This window comes from Comamonas sp. NyZ500, from assembly GCF_016772095.1.
Taxonomy (GTDB): domain Bacteria; phylum Pseudomonadota; class Gammaproteobacteria; order Burkholderiales; family Burkholderiaceae_C; genus Comamonas; species Comamonas thiooxydans.
The window spans coordinates 1-21,570 of sequence record NZ_JAEIJE010000033.1 but is presented as its reverse complement, the minus strand read 5'-3'; the positions used below and the strand labels follow the sequence as shown (position 1 = coordinate 21,570).

The window sequence follows — 21,570 nt, the reverse complement described above, 5'->3', positions numbered from 1 at the left end:
CACCCAAGGACCCCACTATGACTTCCCGCTTCTCTCCTCTTGATCGACTCGACGACCAGGTCGCCGTCATTACCGGAGGCACAGGCGCTATTGGCGCAGCAACCGCACGGCGCCTCGCCGCGCTCGGCGCCCGCGTAGTAGTACTACATCGCGGAGCCAGTGACAAGGCCCAGCCTCTGCTGCAAACCCTGACTGGCCATGGACATGGTGCAGTGACGGCCTCAGTCACCGACAGTACACAGCTTGAAAACGCTGCTCAGATTGTCGAGCGCAGCTTCGGGCCTGCTCGCATTCTCGTCAACTGTGCGGGCCACACCCAGCCTGTGCCAGCTGGCAATCTACAAGCCTTGAGCGATGAACTGATTGATGACATGTTTGCCTCCAACTGGCGCGGCACGTTTGCTGCTATCCGGGCCTTCACCCCTCAGTTGCAGGCTGGTGACGACGGGTTGATTGTCAATGTCTCGTCGATTGCAGGCATGACCGGTCTAGGCAGCAATCTAGCCTATGCAGCAGCCAAAGCAGGCATTGATGCGCTGACCAAGGGTCTGGCCAAAACACTGGCGCCCAAGGTCCGTGTACTTGCTGTGTCGCCTGGCGTGGTGGATAGCAGCTTTGTTGCGGGACGCGATGCCAACTTCAACGCCAAAGTCGGAGCCACTATTCCGTTGCAACGCGTAGGCACTCCGGACGATGTGGCCGCGGTCATCCAGGCCTGCTGCACCAGCTTGCGATATGCCACAGGCAGCATCTTCGTGGCCGACGGCGGCCGTCACCTTTAAGACTTTCTGGGGACGACCATGAGCCAACCAACCATCCTGACCTGCGCGGTCACTGGCAACCTCACCACACCCGAGCAGACCGCCTATCTGCCCATCACCCCAGAGCAGATCTCCGCCGCCTGCATTGAAGCCCATGATGCCGGCGCTGCAGCCGTGCACATCCACGTGCGCGACCCGAAAACTGGCAAGCCATCCATGGACCTTACACACTATGCCGAGGTCGTGCAGACGCTGCGCCAGGAGCGCCCTCAGCTCATCATCAACCTCACCACAGGCCCCGGCGGACGCTACATTCCCAGCGTCGACGACCCCAAGACATATGCGCCCGGCACCTCGCTGCTGCCGCCAGAAAAGCGCGTGGAGCACATCACGGCCTTGCAGCCCGACATCTGCTCTCTGGACCTCAACACCATGAACTCCGGTGAGCAAGTGGTGATGAACACTCCAGCCAACGTCCGGCGTATGGCCAAAGTCATCCGCGACGCCGGCTGCGTGCCCGAACTGGAGTGCTTTGATACCGGCGACCTGGTCCTGGCACAGCACTTGATGACCGACGGCACCTTGCAAGGCCCTGGCCTGTTCAGCTTTGTAATGGGTGTGCGCTATTCGCTGCCGTTCACGACGCAAGCCTTGCAGCTCGGTCTATCCCTGATTCCACCGCAAGCCCAATGGACGGCCTTCGCAGTCGGCCGCCATGCGTTCCAGTGCGTAGCACAAGCCCGCCTGTTGGGTGGAAATGTACGTATCGGTCTGGAAGACACGATCTATATCGACAAAGGCCAGCTGGCCAAAAGCAACGCCGAGCTTGTGACCAAGGCCCGGCGCATCGTCGAAGACCTAGGCGGCAGCTTGGCCACCAGCGAACAAGCGCGCCAACGCTGGGGTCTGCGCCCCACGAACCGGCACCTCATCCGCTAAATCGACATCTCCCCCCATTCCATACAGAGGACCTCACCATGACTACTTTCCAAGCCCTGCGCCTGTCCGCCAAAGCGGAAACTGCAGCAGACATAGCCCCAGACCTTGTCCCGCAGAACAAGCCTCAGCCACAAGCTGACGAAGCCGTGATCGAAGTGCTCGCTGCAGCAGTCAATCCCAGTGACGTCAAAGCCGCACTCGGCTCCATGCCTCAGGCAATCTGGCCGCGCACACCAGGGCGTGATTTTGCTGGCCGAGTGGTGGCTGGACCGGCCGAATGGATGGGTCAAGACGTCTGGGGGACGGGTGGAGATTTAGGCGTAACCCGCGATGGAACCCATGCCCGTTATCTGGTGCTCCCGCAAAACGCCCTTAGCCGTAAGCCCAAAAATGTCAGTGTGGCTGCAGCAGCCACCGTGGGCGTGCCTTTTATCACTGCCAACGAAGGTCTACGTCGCGCGGGCCTAAAAGGTCAGGGACAGACCGTCATTGTGTTTGGTGTCAACGGCAAGGTAGGCCAGGCTGCAGCACAACTTGCTTCGCGTGCTGGTGCCAAGGTCATCGGCGTGGAGCGCGGTTCTGACCAATACCGTGGTCACGCCTCATCTCACGTTGCAACCTTTGACAGCCACAGCCCTACCTTGGTGCAGGACCTGTTGACAGCAACTGATGGTCGTGGCGCCGACATTGCCTATAACACCGTCGGGTCCCCCTACTTCGATACGGCTCTGCAAGCCCTTGCCATTGGTGGCACGCAGGTTCTGATCTCGACCATAGAGCGCAACGTCTCCTTCGACATCCTTGCTTTCTATCGCCGAAACCTCCAGATGCTAGGTGTTGACAGTCTCAAGCTCACCGTCAGCCAGTGTGCCCAGGTACTCAACAGCCTGCTGCCCGGCTTCGATGACGGCTCGCTCATGGCCTTCGATGTTGATGAGACCACACTGATTCCTCTGTCCAGCGCAGGAGATGCCTATCGCAAGGTCCTCAGCGGCTCTATGGACCGCGTCGTACTCGCGCCCTAAAGAAAGGCCAGCCATGCATGTCGTTGCCTTTCCCAAAGCGCCGTTCTACAGCGCCCCCGGCCATGCACAGATGACCATGCAGCGCCTGCAGGGCATGGAGGCGGGCCCTTCAGACTCCGTCTGGATCGGCTGCTCCCTGATCGAGCCCGGTGGGGGAACCACCTCCAGCGCCTCGGATATGGAGAAGTTCTACATCTGCCTGGAAGGAGAGGTGCAAGTCACCGCCATCCATGGCGACCAAAGCCAGGTGACCGTGCTTGGCCCCATGGACAGCTGCCGCATCGCGCCACAAGAAGCGCGACAGCTGTTCAATGCCGGAGCATCACCCGCACGCGTGCTGCTGGTGATGCCCAACAGGATCTAAGACCACCTTTTGAGGAGACAAGTCCATGAGCCCGTTCACCCCATATCGTCCGTTCCGCAAACTGATGACCGTCGTGGTCAGCACCGCCGCTTTAGGTGCAGTTGCACCCAACACCCTGGCGCAGGATGCCTATCCGTCCAAGCCGATCAAGATGGTCGTCCCCTTCACTGCGGGGTCAGCCACCGACATCATTGCGCGAGCTGTAGGGGAAGGCATGCGCAAAGAACTAGGTCAACCCATCATCGTGGAGAACAAGCCTGGTGCGGGCGGCACACTGGGTGCGGCTCAGGTATCGTCTGCCCCCGCAGACGGGTATACCCTTCTCGTTCATTCTGCTGGTCATGTCGCCAACGCATACCTCTATCCAACACTGCGCTATGACCCGGTGAAGGACTTCAAGTCGCTCGCCATGCTGGCCTCAGTTCCCAATGTCCTGGTGGTCAGCCCACAAAGCGGGTTCAAGGACGTAAAGGCCGTAGTTCAGAAGGCAAAAACCGAGCCGAGCAAGCTGCTGTATGCCTCCGCTGGCAATGGCAGCGCCACTCACATGAATGCGGAAAAGTTCCGAGTGGCTACTGGCATCGAAGCCGTACATGTACCTTACCGAGGTACGCCCGAGGCAATAACCGATGTCATATCAGGCCAAGTGCAATGGTTCTTCGCCCCCATCACCAGCGCCCTTCCCATGATCAAGGACAAGAAACTGCTGGCCTTGGCAGTCGGCTCCCCACATCGGGCGACGGCCTTGCCCGACGTTTCAACAACAGTCGAGGCAGGCTTTCCAGGCTCTGACTATGACTTCTGGATTGGTTTGTTTGCGCCGTCCAAGCTCCCAGACTCCATTGCAGAGCGGATCAGACAGGCCACGGCTACCGCGCTGAAATCCGACGCAGTCAAAACCCGGCTGATCGCCCTGGGTGCCGACTACCCATCAGTAGCCCCAGAACAATTCGACGCCTTCGTCCGCAAAGAATCCGCCGAGGTAGGCAAGCTCGTCTCCACGGCCAAGATCACACAAAACTGAAGACATATCCGTCAGCACTGCAAATATTAGGCTGCTGGGCGTCGCTGCTGCCCGCCCGGCACCAGTGCTGTGGATTGGCGCACCACCAACGTGGTTTGCAGAATGCGCGTGGTCGTGGACATCATGGCACCTTCGCGTACATGCTCCAGGAACATCTGCGCAGCTTGCCGACTCATCTCAGCGATCGGCATGTGCACCGTGGTCAAAGGCGGCTGGACAATATCGACAAATGGCATGTCGTTATGTCCAACCACCGACAACTCCTTTGGCACTGACACCCCACGCTCACGCGCAGCGTCCAGCATCCCCAAAGCCAGCAGATCGTTACTGGCAAAAACGGCAGTAAAGGACCCTGGCTCCAAATCCAGCAGTTGCCGCCCAGCCCGCAGACCCTCTTCCCGTGTAAATGCCTGCGCTTCGACAATCGGCAATGCGCCCTCGCACAAAGGCTGAGCGAGCTCCTCGAATGCCTTACGCCTTGCCAAACCGGTAGACAGAAAGGCCGGCCCCGCGATATGCGCTATGCGGCTATGCCCCAGACCATGCAGATGCTCGATCACCAGACGCACGCTCTCGTGGTCATCGTTGACCACACTTGAAAAGCGACGATCCCCCGAGCCACGGTTCAAGAGTACCGTAGGAATCCGTTGCAGGAGGGCAGCATCCAACATGGCATCGTCCTGCTCTGCTGCCAAAATCAGCAAGCCGCTAACTTGATGCATTGCCAGAGCCCGAATCAACTCGGCGCGCTCATGCCTCCCTTCGGGAGGTTGTGTGATCAGAGCCAGCATATCGTGCTTACGCAACTCCTGCTCCAGCCCTTTGACCAATGGTGCAAACATTGGATTGGCTAGATCCGGCACCACAATCGCCGCAATGTTGGTGCGTTTAGTTCGCAGTGAGGCAGCAACCACATTGGGGGTGTATCCCAGCTTGCGCGCAACGGCTTCGATCTCCGCTCGTTTTGCTGCGGACACCTTGCCCGGAACACCGCGCAATGCACGAGACACGGTTGCCGGGTTCACACCCGCAGCCGCAGCTACGTCATGGATGGTTACAGGCATTTTCTGGCTCAACCTAAGTTACCGATAAAGCCATTGATTCTAGAGCAGCCTATAGTGGCAGCAGCTACCCGTTTCGGAGCTTTGAAGCCAATGCACCGCCAAAGGCGCTACCGGCAAAGATTCTTGCCTCAACGGCCGTCATCACTGCATATGATGTAGCATCAATGATTTTTGGCATGGCGTAGGCTGAATTATGAAAATCAAGCTCCGTACGGGTACCTGCGGAGTTGGGACGCATATGCTGGGCTCGGCCCTAAGGCGAAGTAGCAACAAGCATCTTGACGTTATGTGCAAGCAGCTGCCGCGATAAGAACCTAGCCAGGAATATGCGCTCTATTAGGTAAATAAACCCATCAATGTCTAGTCCGCTCGTTACTTGGATTTTTCAACTTTGATGTGCTGCACAAATTCGTTGAAACCATTGAGATACGCGCTCAGATTTTTCCGAATCGACTCATCCACCAACTCACCTTGAGCATCGAACGCATGTTGTGCACGAGACACCAGCACGGAGTTACCGCTGTACAGCGTAACGCCCGGCATCTTGAGAGTGGGCAACCAAGCGACCTGGGACGACGAAGTACCAAAGCCCCCATCGATGCGCCAATCATGCCTGTTGGACGCTTGGCAAAAATGGCTTTCATATCTGCGCGGGAAAGCCAGTCAATGCCATTTTTGCCCCCGGCACGCCGTTGTTGTACTCAGGAGTGACCATCAGCAAAGCGTCCACATCCAGAATCTGCGCTTTCAATTTGAGCACCGCAGCCGGAATACCTTCACTGACGTCCAAGTCATCGTCATAAAGCGGAACTCCATGCAAAGTCGCGACTTCGATGGGCATACCGTGTGGCGCCATGACCTGCGCTGCATGGGCCAGGGCCGTGTTGAAGGAGGACTGTCGCAGGCTCCCCGAAAAGGTCAACACTCGGCAGGAGCTCGAGTTGCGTATATCTGAAGAGTCTCGAAGAGACTCACTGAGTTGGTCGATCAGTTGAGTCCACTCAGGCGAGTCTTGCAGCTTTTTTTCACGAACGAACTGTGCTTGTGACTCCTCCCCAAAAGGGGCATCGGCCAAAAGTACATCGTTGGACAATGGTCGATGTTGGTTGAGGAAGGCCGCAATGGCCTCGGGCGAATTGGGAAGACCCAATTACGCAAACAAATCGTGAAAGCGAAAAAAGTTATCGGACGCAGTGCTTCAAGTCTTATCGGTTGAGGCGGGTACGCATTCATGTTGAGCGTTTGAGCCTGATTATTGGTCCAACGTAGCTAGGCCAAAGGGCAGCACAGGCGAGTTCCTGTTTCTATGAATACCAGTCGAGACAAATCGGCTGGCCGGTGGATGGGGGGAGGCCGCGGTGCCTCAAGGATGTCACTTCCTCAGACCAAACCATTCCAGTTCCATCACCTTGACCGATGCAGCCACAAAGTCCTTGACGAACTTCTGTCCGGAGCCGGCTCCGGCATAGACCCCAGCCAGGGCGCGCAGGATGCGCATTGAAGACAGACCAGGTCCACGCTAGGCTATTTGGGCAAGCAGTCCTTGTTGGTGGAGCCCTTGCCTTCGGCGGCAACGCCGCTGTTGGCCTAGTGGAAGGGACACTTGAATTCGGTCGTCATGGGGCTCTCCGTTTCAACGAGTCGTTCAAGGGAACAAGCTGGCAGGCACTGCCAACAACAGAATTTCAATAAGTCAGAAGTGCCCTTTGACAGCCCTCGTGCGTTACGCCTAGAACCAACGCGCCACCAGCGGCATCAGCAGCGCGGCCAACAATACCTGCAGGCTCAGAGCCAAGCCCGCGTACGCGCCGGCGTCCGCGTTCACCTGCAGCGCTCGTGCAGCACCAATACCATGCGATGCCGTGCCCAGACTGAAACCGCGCGCCACCCACTCCGCATCGCTGGTGCCAACGCCCAGAATCCGGAACAGTGCGCGGGCGGACAGTGCGCCGATCAAGCCTGTCAACACCGCGAACACGGCGGCCAGAGCTGGAACACCACCGATTTTTTCCGCTACGCCCATGGCTACGGGTGCCGTGACGGACTTTGGTGCCAGGGAACTCAGAACTTCCCCCGGCAGTCCCACGGCCCAACCCAGAGCCACGGCGACGATGGCTGCCGTAGCGCCCCCAGCCAGCGCTGCGACCAGAAAACGCCCCCAGTTGCGCAGCAACTCAGCGCGCCGCTCCCACAACGGAAGCCCCAGTGCTACAACCGCAGGTCCCAGCAGAAAGTGAATGAACTGTGCGCCTGCAAAGTAAGTGGGATACGGCACCTGCGTGAGCATCAGCGCCGACCCCAGAACCACCACGGACCACAGTACGGGATTGGCCCATGGAGCCTGTCCTGAGCGCACATACAGCCCATGCGCGATCACATAGACGGCCAGTGTCGCTGTCAGCCCGAACAAAGGCGCCGACGAGAGATAGACCCAGAGCTGGACAAAATCAGGCATCGGTAGAGTCCTCCTTCTTGGTCTCGAGTTGGTCGCGCATCAAGGCCCGCACCAGCAGCACTGTGACGGCCATTCCTGCCCAAGTGGACAAGGCAATGACCAGCATCAGCTTGAGTCCATAGTCACGGAGCAGATCTAGATGCGTAATGACACCTACGCCCACGGGTACAAACAGCAGCGACAGATGCGACAGCAAATAGCTGGCCGCAGCATGCACCGGTTCACGCACCACATGAAAGCGCAGCGATATCACTAGAAGCAACATGCCTACGACCGGGCCAGGGAATGGCAGGTTGAGTAGATGGGCCAGAGCTTCGCCGGTAAGCTGCAATACCAGCAGCCAAGTCACACCTTGCAATGCTTGCATCGGATGAAAAGCTTTCTAATTTTGAAATTTGATGGATCCGGTGCACTTCCGCCTTGTCGGCAGCACACGCTACCTAGAGACGGTACCAGTGCGGAAGGGGTATCCCCTGGGCTACCTGCCACCATTCTGCGTTAGGTATTTTTCAATACGCGAGTCGGGCAAGAACCAGAGTACAGCCATAGCCGTGAAAATTGAAAATGCAGCCACGGTGCTGTAGAAACTGACAACGATGGCCAGAGCGTATATGGGAAGGGAAATCTTCCCCTTCAGGTCCCGGCCTAGGGTGCGCGCGAGCACGGAGTCCTTGCCCTCCGAGATGATGATGACCCTCTCCAACACCCAGTATGAGAGCGCGCACATGAATAGCACCCCTGCGTAAAGCGCAGTGGGTAACGCCAGCAGTCCAGACTTACCGGCCCAAGTGGTGGTGATGGGGATCATCGTCAGCCAGAACAGCAGATTCAGGTTGGCCCACATGATCCGACCGTTGATACCTTGCACCACCTGAAACAGATGGTGGTGGTTGTTCCAGTAGATGCCGACATAGATGAAACTGAGCACATAACCGAAAAAGTTGTGTGCCTCCTTCCACAACCCGTTCCAAGTGAACTCCGTCGGCAACTGGATCTGATAGAGCATCAGCGTCAGGCTTACCGATATGACCCCATCGCTGAAGGATTCCAGGCGGCTCTTGTTCATCACCATACCCTGCGTCAGATGAACTGCCGACGAAAGGACAAGCTGGCCAGATGCAGCACAGCCAGCATGAAGGGCAGCACGCTCCAAAAGCCGATGTACATATAGAGCACTGCACCCAGGAAGGCGCCCGCGACAAAACCGACGATGATGCTGCCGCTCTTGAAGACTGCCTGCCGGTTTTCGCTGCTAGGCTGGCGCACGTAGTTGGACAGGTCAATGCCAAATTGCGTGGTATTGCCCGTCATCATGGTGCTGGGACTGATGTGCTTGGTCAGCGTCTTGCTGGCCGTATTGCGTATGGCAAGCGCCATCAGGCCCAGACCACCGGTCAAAGCAAGCGTGCTAGCACCAGGATCGCGAAACGGATCGAAATGCAAGCCAGCGCTCATGAAACCAGTAAGGAACACGGCCTCGGCCACGAACAGCCAACCTAGCGTCACATGGGACTGCCGGCAATGGTCGATCCAGGTCTTGGTGACCATGACCGTGGCGATGAACAGCGGGATCGCACCTAGCTTGATCCACAGCCCCGCCCCACCCTTGACAAAGGCCGCGCCGGCCAGCACCAAGTTACCCGTGACATGAGCTGTGAAGAATCCCAGCAAGGCGATGAAGCCTATTGTGTCGATGGCACCGCCCACGATGGTCAGCAACACGGGCGCACGGCACTGCGCCCAGAGGCCCGGAATCTGCCCAGCAACCGGAGATACGTTGTTGTCAGTGGTCATACAGTTTCCTTTTCCCTCAAATCAAGCCAGGCTACGAGCAGGAAGCCGCCGACCAAGCCCAGGTGCTCGAAAAAGGAATTTGCTGCCATAAAGCGCTGCTGGCCTGCAGGCAGCTCCCAGAAACGCAGCGCCAGCAAAGTGGCCAACAAGGTGAAGCCACCCAGGGTCAGGGCGCCCAGCCAGCGCAGCCGCCCAATGAGGATCAACACCGATGCGCCCAGCTCCAGCGCTATCACCAGCACCGCGAACAGGGGAGCCGGCGCCAGCCCGAAATGCTGCATTTCGCCAATGGCGCCAGGGAAATCGGCAAGTTTGACCAGCCCGCCCTGCAGATAGGCCGCGCACAGGCCCAGATAGGCGACAAAGCGCATGGCGGCACTGCCGAAGACGGGGCGCGCCAGGCCAGCAAGACGCACCGAAAAACCGGATACGGAAGTATTCATGGAACATCTCCAATCAAGCGCCCCATCCAAGACCACTATGCCAAAAACTGGCACCAATCAAGCCAGAGATGCCGAGCAAGAGCCGCCTCGCGGCGGGGCCGCCCAGGCGGGCCACCCAGGCGATGGCATCGTCCCCCTCCCGCGCAGCGAGAGAGGGGAAAGCGGCGCAGCCGCTCAGGGGCTGACTTATGTCAAGCCATCCAGCAAGAGCAGCCCAGCGCGCCGAAGAAGCTCTTCGGGTCGGAGGCCGGCACGTTCGATGCCCAGGCATCGGCATGTTGGTGTCCGTGCATGCCGCAGCTCGTGCCACAGCCGCAGGCTGCAGCCATGCTTCGGTAGCGAGCCGGGTTGAGTGAATTTTTGCCCGCACCGTCAGGATCCCCCCAGCCTGCATAACCGCCGAACAACCGCGTGGGCGACCAGTCCGGCATGGCAGGCGGCAGCGGGTTGCCGTCATGTTCTTCAAACTCCCCCTCACCATAGACCACGCGACCTCCGACCACTGTGAGGTGTGAGGTCAGGAAGGAGATTTCGTCCTCGGGTACCTTGAAGAAATCCTTGCTCGGTACGATGAAGTCGGCCAGTTGCCCAACGGAGATGCGGCCGCGCTTGCCTTCTTCATTACTGAACCAGGCCACGTTCTCGGTCCACATGCGCAGGGCCGTCTCGCGATCCAGCAGATTGCGCTGCGGGTACATCTGCGTGCCGCCCACGGTCTTGCCGGTGATCATCCACGACAGCGACACCCAGGGGTTGTAGGAGGCGACGCGCGTGGCGTCGGTGCCGGCCGAGACCTTGACGCCTTTTTCCAGAATGCGCTTGACGGGCGGCGTAGCTTCGGCAGCTCTGGAACCGTAGCGCTCGATGAAGTACTCGCCCTGGTAGGCCATGCGGTGCTGCACGGCAATGCCGCCGCCCAGCGCGGCGATGCGGTCTATGGACTTGTCGGAGATGGTCTCGGCATGGTCGAAGAACCAGTTGATTCCCGTCAGCGGCGTGTCGCGGTTGACCTTCTCAAACACATCAAGTGCACGCGAGATGGTCTCGTCATAGGTCGCGTGCAGGCGCCAGGGCCACTTGTTCTGCACTAGCACTCGCACCACCTCTTCGAGCTCGCCTTCCATTTCGGGAGGCATGTCGGGGCGTTCCACGCGGAAGTCCTCGAAGTCGGCAGCCGAGTACACCAGCATCTCACCTGCACCGTTGTGGCGGAAGTAGTCGTCGCCTTGCTTGTATTTGACCGATCGGGTCCAGTTCAGGAAGTCCTCTTTCTCCTGTTTGGGCTTTTGCGTGAACAGGTTGTAGGCCAGGCGCACGGTGATCTGGTTGGCGTCGGCCAGCTTCTGGATCACCTCGTAGTCTTCGGGATAATTCTGGAAGCCGCCGCCCGCATCGATCACGCCGGTCACGCCCAGACGGTTGAGCTCACGCATGAAGTGACGCGTGGAGTTGACCTGGTAGTCCAGCGGCAGCTTGGGCCCCTTGGCTAGGGTCGCATAGAGAATAGTGGCGTTGGGCTTGGCCAGCAGCAGACCGGTGGGGTTGCCGCCTGCATCGCGCACGATCTCGCCTCCGGGAGGCGCCTGTGTGTCCTTGGTATAGCCCACGGCGCGCAACGCAGCACCATTGAGCAGTGCGCGATCGTACAGGTGCAGCAGGAACACCGGCGTATCGGGCGCAATCGCATTGATCTCTGCCAACGTAGGCAGACGCTTCTCGACGAACTGGTGCTCGGTGAAGCCCCCCACTACGCGCACCCATTGCGGCGCCGGGGTAATGGCTACCTGGCGCTTGAGCATGTCTAGTGCATCGGCCAGCGAGCGCACGCCGTCCCAGCGCAGCTCCATGTTGTAGTTCAGGCCGCCACGCACCACATGGGTGTGGTTGTCGAACAGGCCGGGCAGCACGCTTTTGCGCTTGAGATCGATACGCCGGGTCTTGTCACCCGCCAGCGCCAGGACCTCCTGGTCGTCACCAACGGCGATGAAGCGACCGGCTTTAACGGCCACGGCGCTGGCCACGGGCTTGCTACGGTCCAGTGTGGTGATCTGGCCGTTAAAAAAAATGGCGTCAGGATGGGGATCGGACATGGTAGATGCTCCTTGGTGATCGGCTGCAGAGGCGTTGCGCCCCAATAAGCTACCCAGTGCCAGCGTTGTCGCGGCACCCAGGATATCTCGGCGGGATGTCATGCGTTTTCTTTCATGGGATGCCTGTGCTTGCGGCTCTACTGACAAGACTTTCACATCAGCAGTACGCAGAAGGCATCACGGGATTAAGTGGTGTTACGCTTGCGGGTCTTCAGCCGATTTGTCGGCGGCCTGCCGGCCAGGCAATTGCCCAAGTACGGATGCCGTGGCCTGGGTTTCGTTGCAGGCAGTGCTAAAGGCGCTACCACTCAGTAGTTTTTTGCCTACTGGAATAAGCTGTTCGCCCACCAGCATTCCGAGCAGCCCCAACAAAGCGATGAGTGGCGGAGCCGGCGAGCGCACGTTCAGCAGGCTATAGATGATGCCGACCAGCAGGCCCGTGCCAAGGGATAGGATATAGAGCTTCATAGGTGGATCGCCTCGGTATGGTAGTTAGGCAAGTAAGAGGGAAACGCAGCCGCACACAAGATGCTGGGTGCGCCGATGCAAGCACGGGAAGCCAAGCAGTCTTATCGTGAAGCCCGCCTGGCAAGCACTCGAACTTACTTGGCCGGGTTGGGACCGATGCGCTGGCCGTGCTGCACGCGCTCGGGAGCCTTGTGCACCATGGTGTAAGCGTAGTCCACGCCCATACCGTAGGCACCGGAGTGCTCGCGCACGATGTTCATCACCGCGTCGTAAGTGCTCTTGCGCGCCCAGTCGCGCTGCCATTCCAGCAACACCTGTTGCCAGGTCACGGGCACCACGCCGGCCTGCACCATGCGATCCATGGCCCGCTCGTGAGCTTCAAGCGAGGTGCCGCCCGAGGCATCGGACACCATGTAGATCTCGTAGTCGGTGTCATGCATGCACGACAGCGCGAAGCCCAGGTTGCAGACCTCCGTCCACAGGCCCGAGACTACGATCTTCTTGCGACCCTGCGAAGCGCCGGCAGCCAGCGAATCACGCACGTTCTGGTCGTCCCAGGAGTTCATCGACGTGCGTTCCAGAATCTTGTTTTCGGGGAACACGCTCAGCAGTTCGGGATAGGTATGGCCTGAGAAGCCTTCTGTTTCCACCGTGGTGATGGTGGTCGGGATGTTGAAGACCTTGGCCGCCTTGGCCAAGCCTGCGACATTGTTCTTCAGCGTCTGACGGTCGATGGACTGCACGCCGAAGGCCATTTGTGGCTGCTGGTCGATGAAAATGAGTTGGCTGTTTTGGGGTGTCAGAACTTCGGTGTACTTGCTGGACATGGTCTCTTCCTTCAGGAGTAGATGGAAAGCGGCGGCATTTGCCCGGTGTGGAGCCTGAATGGCCACGCGCCGGCTAGACTGGCAGGGACAGCCGCACAAGGCCCCCGCCAATAACGAAATAGAGTGACTAAGTCGACAGCAATAAGCCACTCAAACCAATTCGATTGCATCAACCAGCACCAGCTCAGTGTCTTCGCTGGCGATAACAGCTATGGTGTGTTCGCCATGGATGGCAGCGCCGTCGCGGGCATCCAGCATCACTCCATTGACATCAGCACGTCCTTTGGACAGCACCAGATAGCCATAGCGGTCACCGTCGGCAAACTGGTATTCGGCTCTCTCTCCCGCCTTGAGCGTGGCTCCGAGCACACGGGCATCGGCACGGATAGGTAGCGCGTCTTCATCGCCCTTCTCACCGCTGGCCAGCGTCACAAAGTGCCCTGCACGGTTGTGCTTGGGAAAGGGCTTGGTGCCCCAAGCAGGACGCTCACCGCGCTGGCTGGGAAGGACCCAGATCTGGAAAATGCGCGTGACGCCGGGCTCGAGGTTGTACTCGGAGTGGCGCACCCCCGTGCCGGCACTTATCACCTGTACGTCGCCTGCTACCGTACGGCCCAGGTTGCCCAAGTTGTCGCGATGGGTGATTGCACCCTCGCGCACATAAGTAATGATTTCCATGTCAGCATGCGAGTGAGGTGGAAAGCCCGAGCCCGGCGCGATGGTGTCGTCATTCCACACCCGCAGCGCGCCCCAGTGCATGCGCTTGGGGTCGCGATACTCAGCAAACGAGAAATGATGCTTTGACTCAAGCCAGCCATGGTCAGCACCACCAAGGCTGTCATAAGGACGGCGTTCGATCATGACGACATTCTTCAAAGATGGACTATGGGCGGCAGTGTAGGCACCCATCCTCCCCTGCAGAAGAGAAGAATTGGAATTCCTGCTTTTCCAATTACAAGGTGATGCAAACGTACTTCCTGGGTCTTTTTTAAAGGATGATCCAATGCTTGAAGAGGCCGCCAGTATTCGCTGGTATGAAGAAATTGAGCACTGCATCAATTTCATGACGTACAAAAATTCAATCCACTCTCCTAGATTGAATTCATGAGTAATATGAAAAAACTGCCAGATTTGGAAGCTTGGGCCATCTTTGCAAAAATCGCCGAGACGGGTTCTTTTGCTCGTGCCGCCTCCGATTTTTCACTTTCTCAGGCAACCGTTTCCAAGGCAGTCAACCGTCTAGAAAAGCGGATGAAAACTACGCTTTTTCACCGGACCTCGCGCCGTATATCACTTACCGAGAGTGGATTAGTCGCATTGGAGTACGCGACTCGCATACTCGAAGAAGGAGAGACTGTCGAAGCAGTCCTCGCTGAACAAGCAACAAAGCTGTGTGGTACCGTGCGAATCTCCGCACCAATGTCCTTTGGGCTCTCTTACTTAGCGCCCTTGCTTCCCGCTTTCATGCAAGCCAATCCAGAGGTAAGTCTAGACATTGACTTCAGCGATGAAATCATCAATCTCGTTGCAAATGGCTTCGACCTTGCCCTGCGTATCTCCACTCTTGCAGACTCCAGCATGTTGGCCCGTCGTTTGTGCACCGTTCCCATCCATTTGGTTGGGACCCCTGCATACTTTGAGCATCATGGACAGCCACATCACCCTCGGGATCTAGCGACACATCGCGCACTGCAATATGCGTATTCCCATCAAGGACCAAATTGGCAGTTTAGTCATAAGCTGCACGGAGATTTTTCTCAATCAATGGTGAGGCCTCTACGCGTAAATAATGCAGAGGCTTTAACTCCTGCGCTGCTAGCAGGGATAGGACTGGCATTACAGCCCGAGTTTCTTATATGGAAAGAACTTCAAGAAGGCCGACTAATTAAAGTCATGGAAGAATGGCAAATTAATCCCATTGCCTTGCATATAGTAACACCTCCAGGACGTAGGCGACCTGCTCGAGTTCAAGCAATTATCGATTATCTAGCGCAGTGTTTTAGTGAGGCTCCATGGGGAAAAAATGGTCAGAATCTATCCTCAACATAAATATCGCACAATTTATTATTAACGCCGTGGTTGGAATTTTTATGTCCTCTCTTACCCCTTAGTTCCAACAAGCTAAAGAGCACCGGCTTTTTATTCAAGGCTCGACATCCTGTGCGAGCCTTTTCTTTTTGAGCTTGGGCTGTTGCTCCTCGTACTCGAACACTCCCCGAAATTTCCGCACCTTGGCGACCTCACCGCCGATCTCAACGTCATTGCGTGGACTACTATGAGTTCGGATCAGCGCAGATAGCCGCCCCGCCTTCTGTAGTCAGCAAGGTCACCAGATCAACCCCGCGCTCGACCTTCGCACCATCAATCACCCGCTGCTCCAGCTCATCCAGGTGGGTCATGGCCACGGCCAACGCTTTATCGAGTGCACCACCCAGCAAGGCGTTGATGATCTCCTGGTGCTCACGGGGGGCACATGCGGTCGCGGCCACGTTGTCGAATAAGGCTTTGTACAACTCAGTAGTGGCCACCAAACGCTGTATGTATGACAGCAACTCATCGCTGCCCGCCATTTGCGCCAGCACCAGATGGAACTCACCGGCCAGCCGAATAGAGTCTGCTCGGCGCCCTTCCTCCAGCGCCTGGTGTTCCGCCTGCACATGGCGCTGCAGCACCTCTGTCTGCGCGCTGCTTAACTGGCCGCACAGGCTGGTGACCAGACCTGCCTCGACAATGCGCCGCGCACGGTAGATGCTGCGCATTTCCTCGACCGTCGGGTTGGGCACAAAAGCACCACGGTTGTGCTCCAGGATCAGTCGCTTTTCAGTCCCTAAGCGGGCGAACACCTTGCGTACGGCACCACGGGTGCAATCCAGCGCTTCGGCAAGCGTCCGCTCACGCAAAGGCGTACCGGGCCGTAGCTTGCCGCTCAGCAGCGCCCGCGAAATTGCCTCATAGACGCGCTCGTCCACGCTGTCTGTGCCATCGGCTACAGGTTCTTCGCTGGAGACATTGAGAGCAAGGCGGCGGGAGGAAGCGGACATAGACAACACAAAGACAACAGGCGTGAAATCTTAGCGGCACGGGGGCACCCTGCATTCAAGTTGGACGGTCAGTCATCACTAGATATCAGGGTTTACTCGCAATACCTGCATAAATATTCGCCAGATCTGAATTTTTGGTTAACCAAAATATAGAATTTGGTTAACCATTCTATGACCAGCCCTGGAAGTAGGAGAGACATGCCATGAAACCTGTCTATTGCAGTGTTGCCCAGGCCTTTGACACCCTGGTCTTCATCGTCGTCGCTCTCATCAGTGGATGTTCTTCGTCGCCCGCCAGGCACATGTCGGTCTGAGGCATTTTTCTGTTCTCTAGAAAGTTATCCATGGGGCAATTTCCCGCTTTTCCTCTCAAAGCCCTGGCGGCCCTGTCGCTAGCTGCTACATCTGTCTTAGCCCACGCCGCATGGCCTGACCGCCCCATCTCCCTGGTGGTGGGCTTCACTGCCGGTGGATCGGCCGACACTCTGGCGCGCACGATCGCCGAGCCGCTGTCCCGCCGACTGGGCGTGCCGGTGATTGTGGACAACGTGGCCGGCGCTGGCGGCACCATCGCCACCCAGCGTGTGGTGCGTGCCAAACCAGACGGCAACACCATCATCCTGGCATCCAACAGCGAAATCGTGCTGGCCCGCCACTTCAACAACGCCATTGCCTACGATGGCACCAAGGACCTGCGCCCGGTCACGCTGGTAGGTGTCATGCCTATGGTGCTGGTCGCCGGTCCCAAGGTGCCAGTCACCTCGGTCGAGGCCATGCTCGCGCGCGCCAAGACCCAGGCTGGTGCTGACACCTTCGCGTCCTCCGGCATTGGCACGGCCTTGCACATTGCCGGTGAAATGCTGAACCAGCAGGCCAAGGTGTCGATACAGCACGTCCCCTACAAGGGCGCCGTACCCATGCTGACCGACATCATCGGCGGCAATGTGGATTACGGCTACTTCATGGTGCCTTCGGTGCTGGGTTTCCTCAAAGAGGGCAAGGTCAAGCCATTGGGCACCACCTCGAAGACCAACTGCGAAGTCCTGAACGGCATCCCCGCCATGTCGGCGAGCAAGGCCCTGCCCAACTATGACTTCGGCGTATGGACCGGCATCTTCGCCCCCAAGGGTGTAGCGGACACTGTGGTGACACGTCTGAACACCGAGATCAATGCAGTGATGCGCGAACCCCAAGTCATCAAAATGCTCGACCAGGCATGCATTGGCAAATCGGGCGGTACGCCCGCTGATTTCGCCAAGCTGATCCTGACAGACGCCCAGAAGATGCGCCAGATCGCAACGCCCGAAATCGGCGCGGTGCGATAGGTTCCATCGCTACAGGAAACATTCAACGTGAGCACTTCCAGCCTTTTACTGCAGAACGTTCGCCCTATGGGCCAGCCAGCCTGCGACCTGTTAATCGAGCACGGCCGTATCGCGGCCATAGGCACCTCTCTGAATACACCCGAGGGTACTGAGCGCATCGATGGCCTGGGTCAGTTGCTACTGCCCGGCCTTATCGAATCCCACACCCACCTGGACAAGACGCTCTGGGGCCAGGACTGGTACGTCAACGAGGTGGGCAACCAGTTGGTCGACAAGATCAACAACGAGCGTGCCTACCGTGCCCAGGCCCAGCACGACAGTGCGAGCCAGTCGCTGCGCATGGCTCGCGAGTTTCTCGCGTTGGGCACCACGCGCATCCGCAGTCACGCCGACGTGGATACGGAAATTGGCACCAAGCATGTGGCTGGCCTGCTGCAGACCCGCGCAGACATGGCGCCCTGGCAAGATATTCAGGTGGTGGCTTTCCCACAATCGGGCCTGCTGCAGCGCAAAGGCACGGCACAGTTGCTAGATGAATCTCTGGCCATGGGGGCCGACGTGCTGGGCGGTCTGGACCCCTGTGCCATCGACCTGGACCCGGCTCAGTCGCTGAACGTGCTGTTCGAGATCGCCGAGCGCCACAACAAGCCGCTCGACATCCACCTGCACGAACCCGGTGACATGGGAGCCTTCTCGCTCAAGCTGATTTTGGACCGCACCGAAGCCCACGGCCTGCAGAACAAGGTGGTTATCAGCCACGGCTTCTGCCTGGGCGATGTGAGCGATGCTCAGTGCAGCGCGCTGCTGGAGCGCATGGCCAAGTTGGGCGTCTCGCTGGTCACCAGTGCGCCGCCTTCGCGCATCGTGCCGCCACTGGGCGCTTGCCAGCGCGCTGGCGTACTGATGGCCGGCGGCAACGACGGTATCCGAGATACCTGGTCGCCCTATGGCCGCCCTGACATGTTGGAACGCGCCATGTTCATCGGCATGCGCTACAACTTGCGCCGCGACGACGAAGTGGAACAGGCTCTGCATTGCGTCACCTACACAGGCGCCGAGGTCTGTGGCTTTGCCGACTATGGCCTTACACCCGGACGCCGAGCCGATCTGGTGCTGGTGCCTGCTCAAACTCCCGCCCACGCCGTAGCCGCTCGCCCCGTCCGCTCACTGGTCATCGCCAACGGCCGGATCGTGGCCCGCGACGGCAAATTGCTGCTGGAGTAACTGCAATAAGAAGCTCAGTACTCACCGACGAACCTCTGTGGTTTCTACTTCAAACAGCAAGCTGCAACTCAGGTTCGCAACCACTCGATGGATAGACGCTCCCCGTTGAAGCTCTCGTCGGTGCCGTTTTACCAAAGCTTGCCGGGAGTGTTGGGCACGGCCAATACCAGAACCTGATCTGCTGACCGCAGGCTGTGGTGTCGAAGACCAGGTCGTGGCGCAACGACCATATTGGCCTTGAATGGTGTGTGAACGCGCGAGAGCGCGCTTACGCGGCCGTTTCCTGAACAGCAGCAGCCCCGATTGGCGCCACAGTCTGTGCTTACGAGATCCACTCAGATCGATGCCCAGGCGGCGCAGAAACGTCTGTACTCACCCTGTCCGCAATGGAAAAGATGATCCACGGGTAAGCATAGGGGGCCATGCTACGACCTTGTGCCCAGCGCCTACCAGAGTCATTAATGGAAAGCCTGAGCAAACAGGTGCGTCGCGTTGATCAACTAAGTCAGGGCATTGATCAGATCGAAAGCAGACTTGCCCAGCAACAGCGTGAGTCCCCGGCTTGTCAGAGCATTGACAAATACCTGGCCTCGGCCTGCTCGCCGCAACCGCAGTTGTCTGCCCAGGCGTTCACAGACGCAAGAGAGTTCTCAGCGTGGCCGAATTGGTGCCGCGCCCAAGCTGCACAAGTGGTCGAGTGCGGCAATGGGCATCAGCAACCGTAGGGACGTATATCTGCGAACGCTGCTGATGCATGCAGCAAGATCTGTTGCGCTCAAAAGCCACGAAGCATCCGCATGCTCGTGGTTGTAAACGTTGCTCAAACGCAGGCCCTACAACGTAGTGATACGGCAGTACAACAAACTGACCAGGACCATCTGGGCCGTTGCTGGCGGGAATTGAACCCGCGTCCGCACTTGGCTCCATGCGGCTCTCAGGGCATCGGTGCGAAATCGGTGCGATTTTTCACCCTTCACACGACACGGCAGGACACCGATAGCGCTTTTTCCAGTTCCGGCGCCGTGGCTTTATTGCCGAAAATCGATCCATCCAAGCATGTGGCTGCGGGTTGTTTGCATCAATTTGCAACACAGAAACACCGCTCAAACGCCACAAATAGCCCATGATTGCGACCACCTTCCTTTGTCTCATAGTCGGCGTCTCAGACGACGCCCCTGATCGCCCGATGTGGCGAGCCCGGCCAATATGAGCAGGCCACGGTAAGGCTGCAGAGCATCGACGCAACGGTTACACAGTTCTATTGAGATAAACACTGCGTGGCAGCGTATTTACAGCGGACAAATCAACAAGGGCGGCACGAAGCCGCCCTTGTTAGGTGAGTTTGCGGTTAGCACTAATCGAGTGCTGTCGCCCTGTGATGCCTTTGACCAGTCTATTCCAGACTATTCGCTCGTAGGCACGAAAAACAGGTACTCACCTGGCCCCATCTGCGGGGTAATCGCATAGCCTTCACATTGCCTGTCCTTGCATTTCACAGGGATAGCGCGAGGCCAGATAGTTGCTGCAGTAGGGTAACCAGGCAGGTACTGCGGCACATGCCAGACGCCATAGTCCCCCACTGGCTCGGCTTGCTGCATCCCTGTCGCACCTTGTTCGCCGCTGCCGAAGACCTGACGTTGAATGCTCAACGGTTCATTGATGGCCCTGGAGTCGGGCGCAGCCAATGACGAAGCGCTGCATAGTGCAATCGCTAAAAGAGCTAGAGTCTTGCCCATAGCGGCCTCCTAGATTAGGAATCACACCCACTAATTGGGGTACAGCTGCGCTGTACGTGGGTCGTCCGTCACAGAGGTGACAGCCGATGGCTGAGCGACTTCTGGGGCAAAACTCGACTGAGCCTCTGAGGGGGACACAGCAGGAGTTGCGCTACCTTGTGCCGAGGCATCCGGCCCGTAGTTGTTGCGGCGCTCGTCTGCAGTCATGGATTGCGGGCATTTAGAACCCGTGATCTCCAGTGCCACGCGAGCGGCGGGATCCATGCAGTCCATTGCCAACGAAGCTGCCTTCATGCCCTTGTTCCAGAGCTCACGGCTCATTTTCAGGCGCTTGCAATGCTCGTCCGTCCAGGTTGTGCCGAAGCTCACCCCAAAGCCAGGGCCATTGGCACTGCCGCTGCTGCTGCCCATGCAGGTGTCATTGCTGGTAGTGAGATTGGGTCCGCTCACGCTAGGAACGTTCTTCAGTGTGTATGTGCCGCTGTACTCGACGATGTTCTTGGACGTCCCGGATACCGTGCTGTTCAGGTTCTGGGTAGTCGTTCCGTTCGTTGTGATGTTCTGGTCGGAGGTTGACGTGGATCGGCTTTCCATCATGGCCGTTGATCGGCTCTCCGCCGGAGATGCAACCGGATTGACAATCGTGACCGACTGGTTCTGTTGTGCACCCACAGATGAGGAGTTTGAGGAGCTTTGCGCGCTGCTGTCGGCACTTTGCGCATAACTGCACAAAGGAACGCAAAGACTTAACAGAGCTATTGAGAGTTTCATGCTTGGCTCCTATGTCGCCCGGGCCTGGCCAGCCAGGCCCGGGACAAACACAACTATCTTGGGACAGCTGCCTTAGTTGGCATTGGCAGTAGAGCCTGCACCAGCAGTACCGGAGGTGCCACCGCCGTTGGAGAAGTAGCCGGCATTGCCAAATGCTCCAGCGTTCTGATGGACGGTACCCACCGAGGTTGCGCCCGATCCGGTGTTGGTCCATGCGCC

Annotated in this window: 23 protein-coding genes; 8 read left to right on the top strand and 15 right to left on the bottom strand. The window is 58.3% G+C overall.

Annotated features, from left to right (window positions below; translation table 11 throughout):
- Nucleotides 1–17: 17 nt before the first annotated feature.
- Genes JAO85_RS24770 through JAO85_RS24750 form a run of 5 tightly spaced genes read left to right on the top strand, consistent with a single transcriptional unit; the run spans nucleotide 18 to nucleotide 4,113 of the window.
- The gene (locus tag JAO85_RS24770) at nucleotides 18–782 is read left to right on the top strand and encodes an SDR family NAD(P)-dependent oxidoreductase (RefSeq protein WP_202789259.1); all 765 of its coding nucleotides are present in this window, start codon (nucleotides 18–20) and stop codon (nucleotides 780–782) included.
- An 18-nt stretch (nucleotides 783–800) separates the two neighbouring features.
- Entirely contained in the window at nucleotides 801–1,700 is a 900-nt protein-coding gene (locus JAO85_RS24765; protein WP_202789258.1) for a 3-keto-5-aminohexanoate cleavage protein, read from the top strand.
- Nucleotides 1,701–1,738: 38 nt separating this feature from the next.
- On the top strand, nucleotides 1,739–2,725 hold the full coding sequence (locus tag JAO85_RS24760) for a zinc-binding alcohol dehydrogenase family protein (RefSeq protein WP_202789257.1): 987 nt from the start codon (nucleotides 1,739–1,741) through the stop codon (nucleotides 2,723–2,725).
- A 13-nt stretch (nucleotides 2,726–2,738) separates the two neighbouring features.
- Nucleotides 2,739–3,089 carry a cupin domain-containing protein gene (locus tag JAO85_RS24755; RefSeq protein ID WP_039050479.1) on the top strand — a complete coding sequence of 117 codons (351 nt, stop codon included), beginning with the start codon at nucleotides 2,739–2,741 and terminating at the stop codon, nucleotides 3,087–3,089.
- Nucleotides 3,090–3,114: 25 nt separating this feature from the next.
- Nucleotides 3,115–4,113, top strand: a complete 999-nt coding sequence (locus JAO85_RS24750) for a tripartite tricarboxylate transporter substrate binding protein (RefSeq protein WP_202789256.1) — start codon at nucleotides 3,115–3,117, stop codon at nucleotides 4,111–4,113.
- 26 nt (nucleotides 4,114–4,139) lie between these two features.
- On the opposite strand, the gene JAO85_RS24745 is transcribed toward JAO85_RS24750, so the two are convergent.
- From JAO85_RS24745 to JAO85_RS24695, 12 genes are all read right to left on the bottom strand, one after another.
- On the bottom strand, nucleotides 4,140–5,177 hold the full coding sequence (locus tag JAO85_RS24745) for a LacI family DNA-binding transcriptional regulator (protein ID WP_202789255.1): 1,038 nt from the start codon (nucleotides 5,175–5,177) through the stop codon (nucleotides 4,140–4,142).
- Nucleotides 5,178–5,817: 640 nt separating this feature from the next.
- Nucleotides 5,818–6,270, bottom strand: a complete 453-nt coding sequence (locus JAO85_RS25710; protein ID WP_237735000.1) for an NADPH-dependent FMN reductase — start codon at nucleotides 6,268–6,270, stop codon at nucleotides 5,818–5,820.
- 279 nt (nucleotides 6,271–6,549) lie between these two features.
- Nucleotides 6,550–6,675 carry a hypothetical protein gene (locus tag JAO85_RS25765; protein WP_255539178.1) on the bottom strand — a complete coding sequence of 42 codons (126 nt, stop codon included), beginning with the start codon at nucleotides 6,673–6,675 and terminating at the stop codon, nucleotides 6,550–6,552.
- Nucleotides 6,676–6,906: 231 nt separating this feature from the next.
- On the bottom strand, nucleotides 6,907–7,632 hold the full coding sequence (locus JAO85_RS24735; RefSeq protein WP_202789254.1) for an LrgB family protein: 726 nt from the start codon (nucleotides 7,630–7,632) through the stop codon (nucleotides 6,907–6,909).
- Nucleotides 7,625–7,999, bottom strand: coding sequence for a CidA/LrgA family protein (locus JAO85_RS24730; RefSeq protein ID WP_039050475.1), 375 nt, complete (start codon nucleotides 7,997–7,999; stop codon nucleotides 7,625–7,627). The genes JAO85_RS24735 and JAO85_RS24730 overlap by 8 nt, the downstream gene beginning before the upstream one ends.
- A 111-nt stretch (nucleotides 8,000–8,110) precedes the next feature.
- Nucleotides 8,111–8,698 carry a TMEM175 family protein gene (locus JAO85_RS24725; protein WP_237734999.1) on the bottom strand — a complete coding sequence of 196 codons (588 nt, stop codon included), beginning with the start codon at nucleotides 8,696–8,698 and terminating at the stop codon, nucleotides 8,111–8,113.
- 14 nt (nucleotides 8,699–8,712) lie between these two features.
- Complete coding sequence (locus tag JAO85_RS24720; protein WP_202789252.1) at nucleotides 8,713–9,426, bottom strand: YoaK family protein; 714 nt, start codon at nucleotides 9,424–9,426, stop codon at nucleotides 8,713–8,715.
- Nucleotides 9,423–9,869, bottom strand: a complete 447-nt coding sequence (locus tag JAO85_RS24715; protein WP_039050473.1) for a DoxX family protein — start codon at nucleotides 9,867–9,869, stop codon at nucleotides 9,423–9,425. Before JAO85_RS24715 ends, JAO85_RS24720 begins: the two co-directional genes overlap by 4 nt.
- Before the next feature lie 191 nt (nucleotides 9,870–10,060).
- A complete protein-coding gene (locus tag JAO85_RS24710; RefSeq protein ID WP_039050472.1) occupies nucleotides 10,061–11,959 on the bottom strand; it encodes an amidohydrolase in 1,899 nt (632 codons plus the stop codon).
- A 195-nt stretch (nucleotides 11,960–12,154) separates the two neighbouring features.
- Nucleotides 12,155–12,427 carry a DUF1427 family protein gene (locus tag JAO85_RS24705; RefSeq protein ID WP_039050471.1) on the bottom strand — a complete coding sequence of 91 codons (273 nt, stop codon included), beginning with the start codon at nucleotides 12,425–12,427 and terminating at the stop codon, nucleotides 12,155–12,157.
- A gap of 134 nt (nucleotides 12,428–12,561) precedes the next feature.
- Entirely contained in the window at nucleotides 12,562–13,254 is a 693-nt protein-coding gene (locus tag JAO85_RS24700) for a hydrolase (protein WP_202789251.1), read from the bottom strand.
- Between the two features lie 150 nt (nucleotides 13,255–13,404).
- Nucleotides 13,405–14,115, bottom strand: coding sequence for a pirin family protein (locus JAO85_RS24695; RefSeq protein WP_202789250.1), 711 nt, complete (start codon nucleotides 14,113–14,115; stop codon nucleotides 13,405–13,407).
- A gap of 252 nt (nucleotides 14,116–14,367) precedes the next feature.
- On the opposite strand from JAO85_RS24695, the gene JAO85_RS24690 reads away from it, so the two are divergent.
- Nucleotides 14,368–15,303: a LysR family transcriptional regulator gene (locus JAO85_RS24690; protein WP_202789263.1), complete on the top strand. Its 936-nt coding sequence runs from the start codon at nucleotides 14,368–14,370 to the stop codon at nucleotides 15,301–15,303.
- 224 nt (nucleotides 15,304–15,527) lie between these two features.
- Here JAO85_RS24690 and JAO85_RS24685 read toward each other — a convergent pair whose 3' ends face one another.
- Complete coding sequence (locus JAO85_RS24685; protein ID WP_202789249.1) at nucleotides 15,528–16,295, bottom strand: GntR family transcriptional regulator; 768 nt, start codon at nucleotides 16,293–16,295, stop codon at nucleotides 15,528–15,530.
- A gap of 344 nt (nucleotides 16,296–16,639) precedes the next feature.
- Between JAO85_RS24685 and JAO85_RS24680 the strand changes: the two genes are divergently transcribed.
- Both JAO85_RS24680 and JAO85_RS24675 read left to right on the top strand, forming a co-directional pair.
- On the top strand, nucleotides 16,640–17,620 hold the full coding sequence (locus JAO85_RS24680) for a tripartite tricarboxylate transporter substrate binding protein (RefSeq protein ID WP_202789248.1): 981 nt from the start codon (nucleotides 16,640–16,642) through the stop codon (nucleotides 17,618–17,620).
- A 27-nt stretch (nucleotides 17,621–17,647) separates the two neighbouring features.
- Nucleotides 17,648–18,844: an amidohydrolase family protein gene (locus JAO85_RS24675; protein WP_202789247.1), complete on the top strand. Its 1,197-nt coding sequence runs from the start codon at nucleotides 17,648–17,650 to the stop codon at nucleotides 18,842–18,844.
- A gap of 1,403 nt (nucleotides 18,845–20,247) precedes the next feature.
- Here the strand turns inward: JAO85_RS24675 and JAO85_RS24670 are convergent.
- Both JAO85_RS24670 and JAO85_RS24665 read right to left on the bottom strand, forming a co-directional pair.
- Complete coding sequence (locus JAO85_RS24670; protein WP_202789246.1) at nucleotides 20,248–20,580, bottom strand: hypothetical protein; 333 nt, start codon at nucleotides 20,578–20,580, stop codon at nucleotides 20,248–20,250.
- Between the two features lie 30 nt (nucleotides 20,581–20,610).
- Nucleotides 20,611–21,177 (bottom strand): hypothetical protein, encoded by a 567-nt coding sequence (locus JAO85_RS24665; RefSeq protein WP_232096901.1) that lies wholly within the window; start codon nucleotides 21,175–21,177, stop codon nucleotides 20,611–20,613.
- Nucleotides 21,178–21,570 lie beyond the last annotated feature (393 nt).

Bases quoted from the DNA above. Each gene is read 5' to 3' on its own strand.
- JAO85_RS24705 (WP_039050471.1), bottom strand. From the start codon at position 12,427: ATGAAGCTCTATATCCTATCCCTTGGCACGGGCCTGCTGGTCGGCATC.
- JAO85_RS24765 (WP_202789258.1), top strand. From the start codon at position 801: ATGAGCCAACCAACCATCCTGACCTGCGCGGTCACTGGCAACCTCACC.
- JAO85_RS24730 (WP_039050475.1), bottom strand. From the start codon at position 7,999: ATGCAAGCATTGCAAGGTGTGACTTGGCTGCTGGTATTGCAGCTTACC.
- JAO85_RS24695 (WP_202789250.1), bottom strand. From the start codon at position 14,115: ATGATCGAACGCCGTCCTTATGACAGCCTTGGTGGTGCTGACCATGGC.
- JAO85_RS24735 (WP_202789254.1), bottom strand. From the start codon at position 7,632: ATGCCTGATTTTGTCCAGCTCTGGGTCTATCTCTCGTCGGCGCCTTTG.
- JAO85_RS24720 (WP_202789252.1), bottom strand. From the start codon at position 9,426: ATGACCACTGACAACAACGTATCTCCGGTTGCTGGGCAGATTCCGGGC.
- JAO85_RS24700 (WP_202789251.1), bottom strand. From the start codon at position 13,254: ATGTCCAGCAAGTACACCGAAGTTCTGACACCCCAAAACAGCCAACTC.
- JAO85_RS24685 (WP_202789249.1), bottom strand. From the start codon at position 16,295: ATGTCCGCTTCCTCCCGCCGCCTTGCTCTCAATGTCTCCAGCGAAGAA.
- JAO85_RS24710 (WP_039050472.1), bottom strand. From the start codon at position 11,959: ATGTCCGATCCCCATCCTGACGCCATTTTTTTTAACGGCCAGATCACC.
- JAO85_RS24670 (WP_202789246.1), bottom strand. From the start codon at position 20,580: ATGGGCAAGACTCTAGCTCTTTTAGCGATTGCACTATGCAGCGCTTCG.
- JAO85_RS25765 (WP_255539178.1), bottom strand. From the start codon at position 6,675: ATGCGCATCCTGCGCGCCCTGGCTGGGGTCTATGCCGGAGCCGGCTCC.
- JAO85_RS24690 (WP_202789263.1), top strand. From the start codon at position 14,368: ATGAAAAAACTGCCAGATTTGGAAGCTTGGGCCATCTTTGCAAAAATC.
- JAO85_RS24725 (WP_237734999.1), bottom strand. From the start codon at position 8,698: ATGAACAAGAGCCGCCTGGAATCCTTCAGCGATGGGGTCATATCGGTA.
- JAO85_RS24745 (WP_202789255.1), bottom strand. From the start codon at position 5,177: ATGCCTGTAACCATCCATGACGTAGCTGCGGCTGCGGGTGTGAACCCG.
- JAO85_RS24665 (WP_232096901.1), bottom strand. From the start codon at position 21,177: ATGATGGAAAGCCGATCCACGTCAACCTCCGACCAGAACATCACAACG.
- JAO85_RS24715 (WP_039050473.1), bottom strand. From the start codon at position 9,869: ATGAATACTTCCGTATCCGGTTTTTCGGTGCGTCTTGCTGGCCTGGCG.
- JAO85_RS24680 (WP_202789248.1), top strand. From the start codon at position 16,640: ATGGGGCAATTTCCCGCTTTTCCTCTCAAAGCCCTGGCGGCCCTGTCG.
- JAO85_RS24755 (WP_039050479.1), top strand. From the start codon at position 2,739: ATGCATGTCGTTGCCTTTCCCAAAGCGCCGTTCTACAGCGCCCCCGGC.
- JAO85_RS24760 (WP_202789257.1), top strand. From the start codon at position 1,739: ATGACTACTTTCCAAGCCCTGCGCCTGTCCGCCAAAGCGGAAACTGCA.
- JAO85_RS24750 (WP_202789256.1), top strand. From the start codon at position 3,115: ATGAGCCCGTTCACCCCATATCGTCCGTTCCGCAAACTGATGACCGTC.
- JAO85_RS24770 (WP_202789259.1), top strand. From the start codon at position 18: ATGACTTCCCGCTTCTCTCCTCTTGATCGACTCGACGACCAGGTCGCC.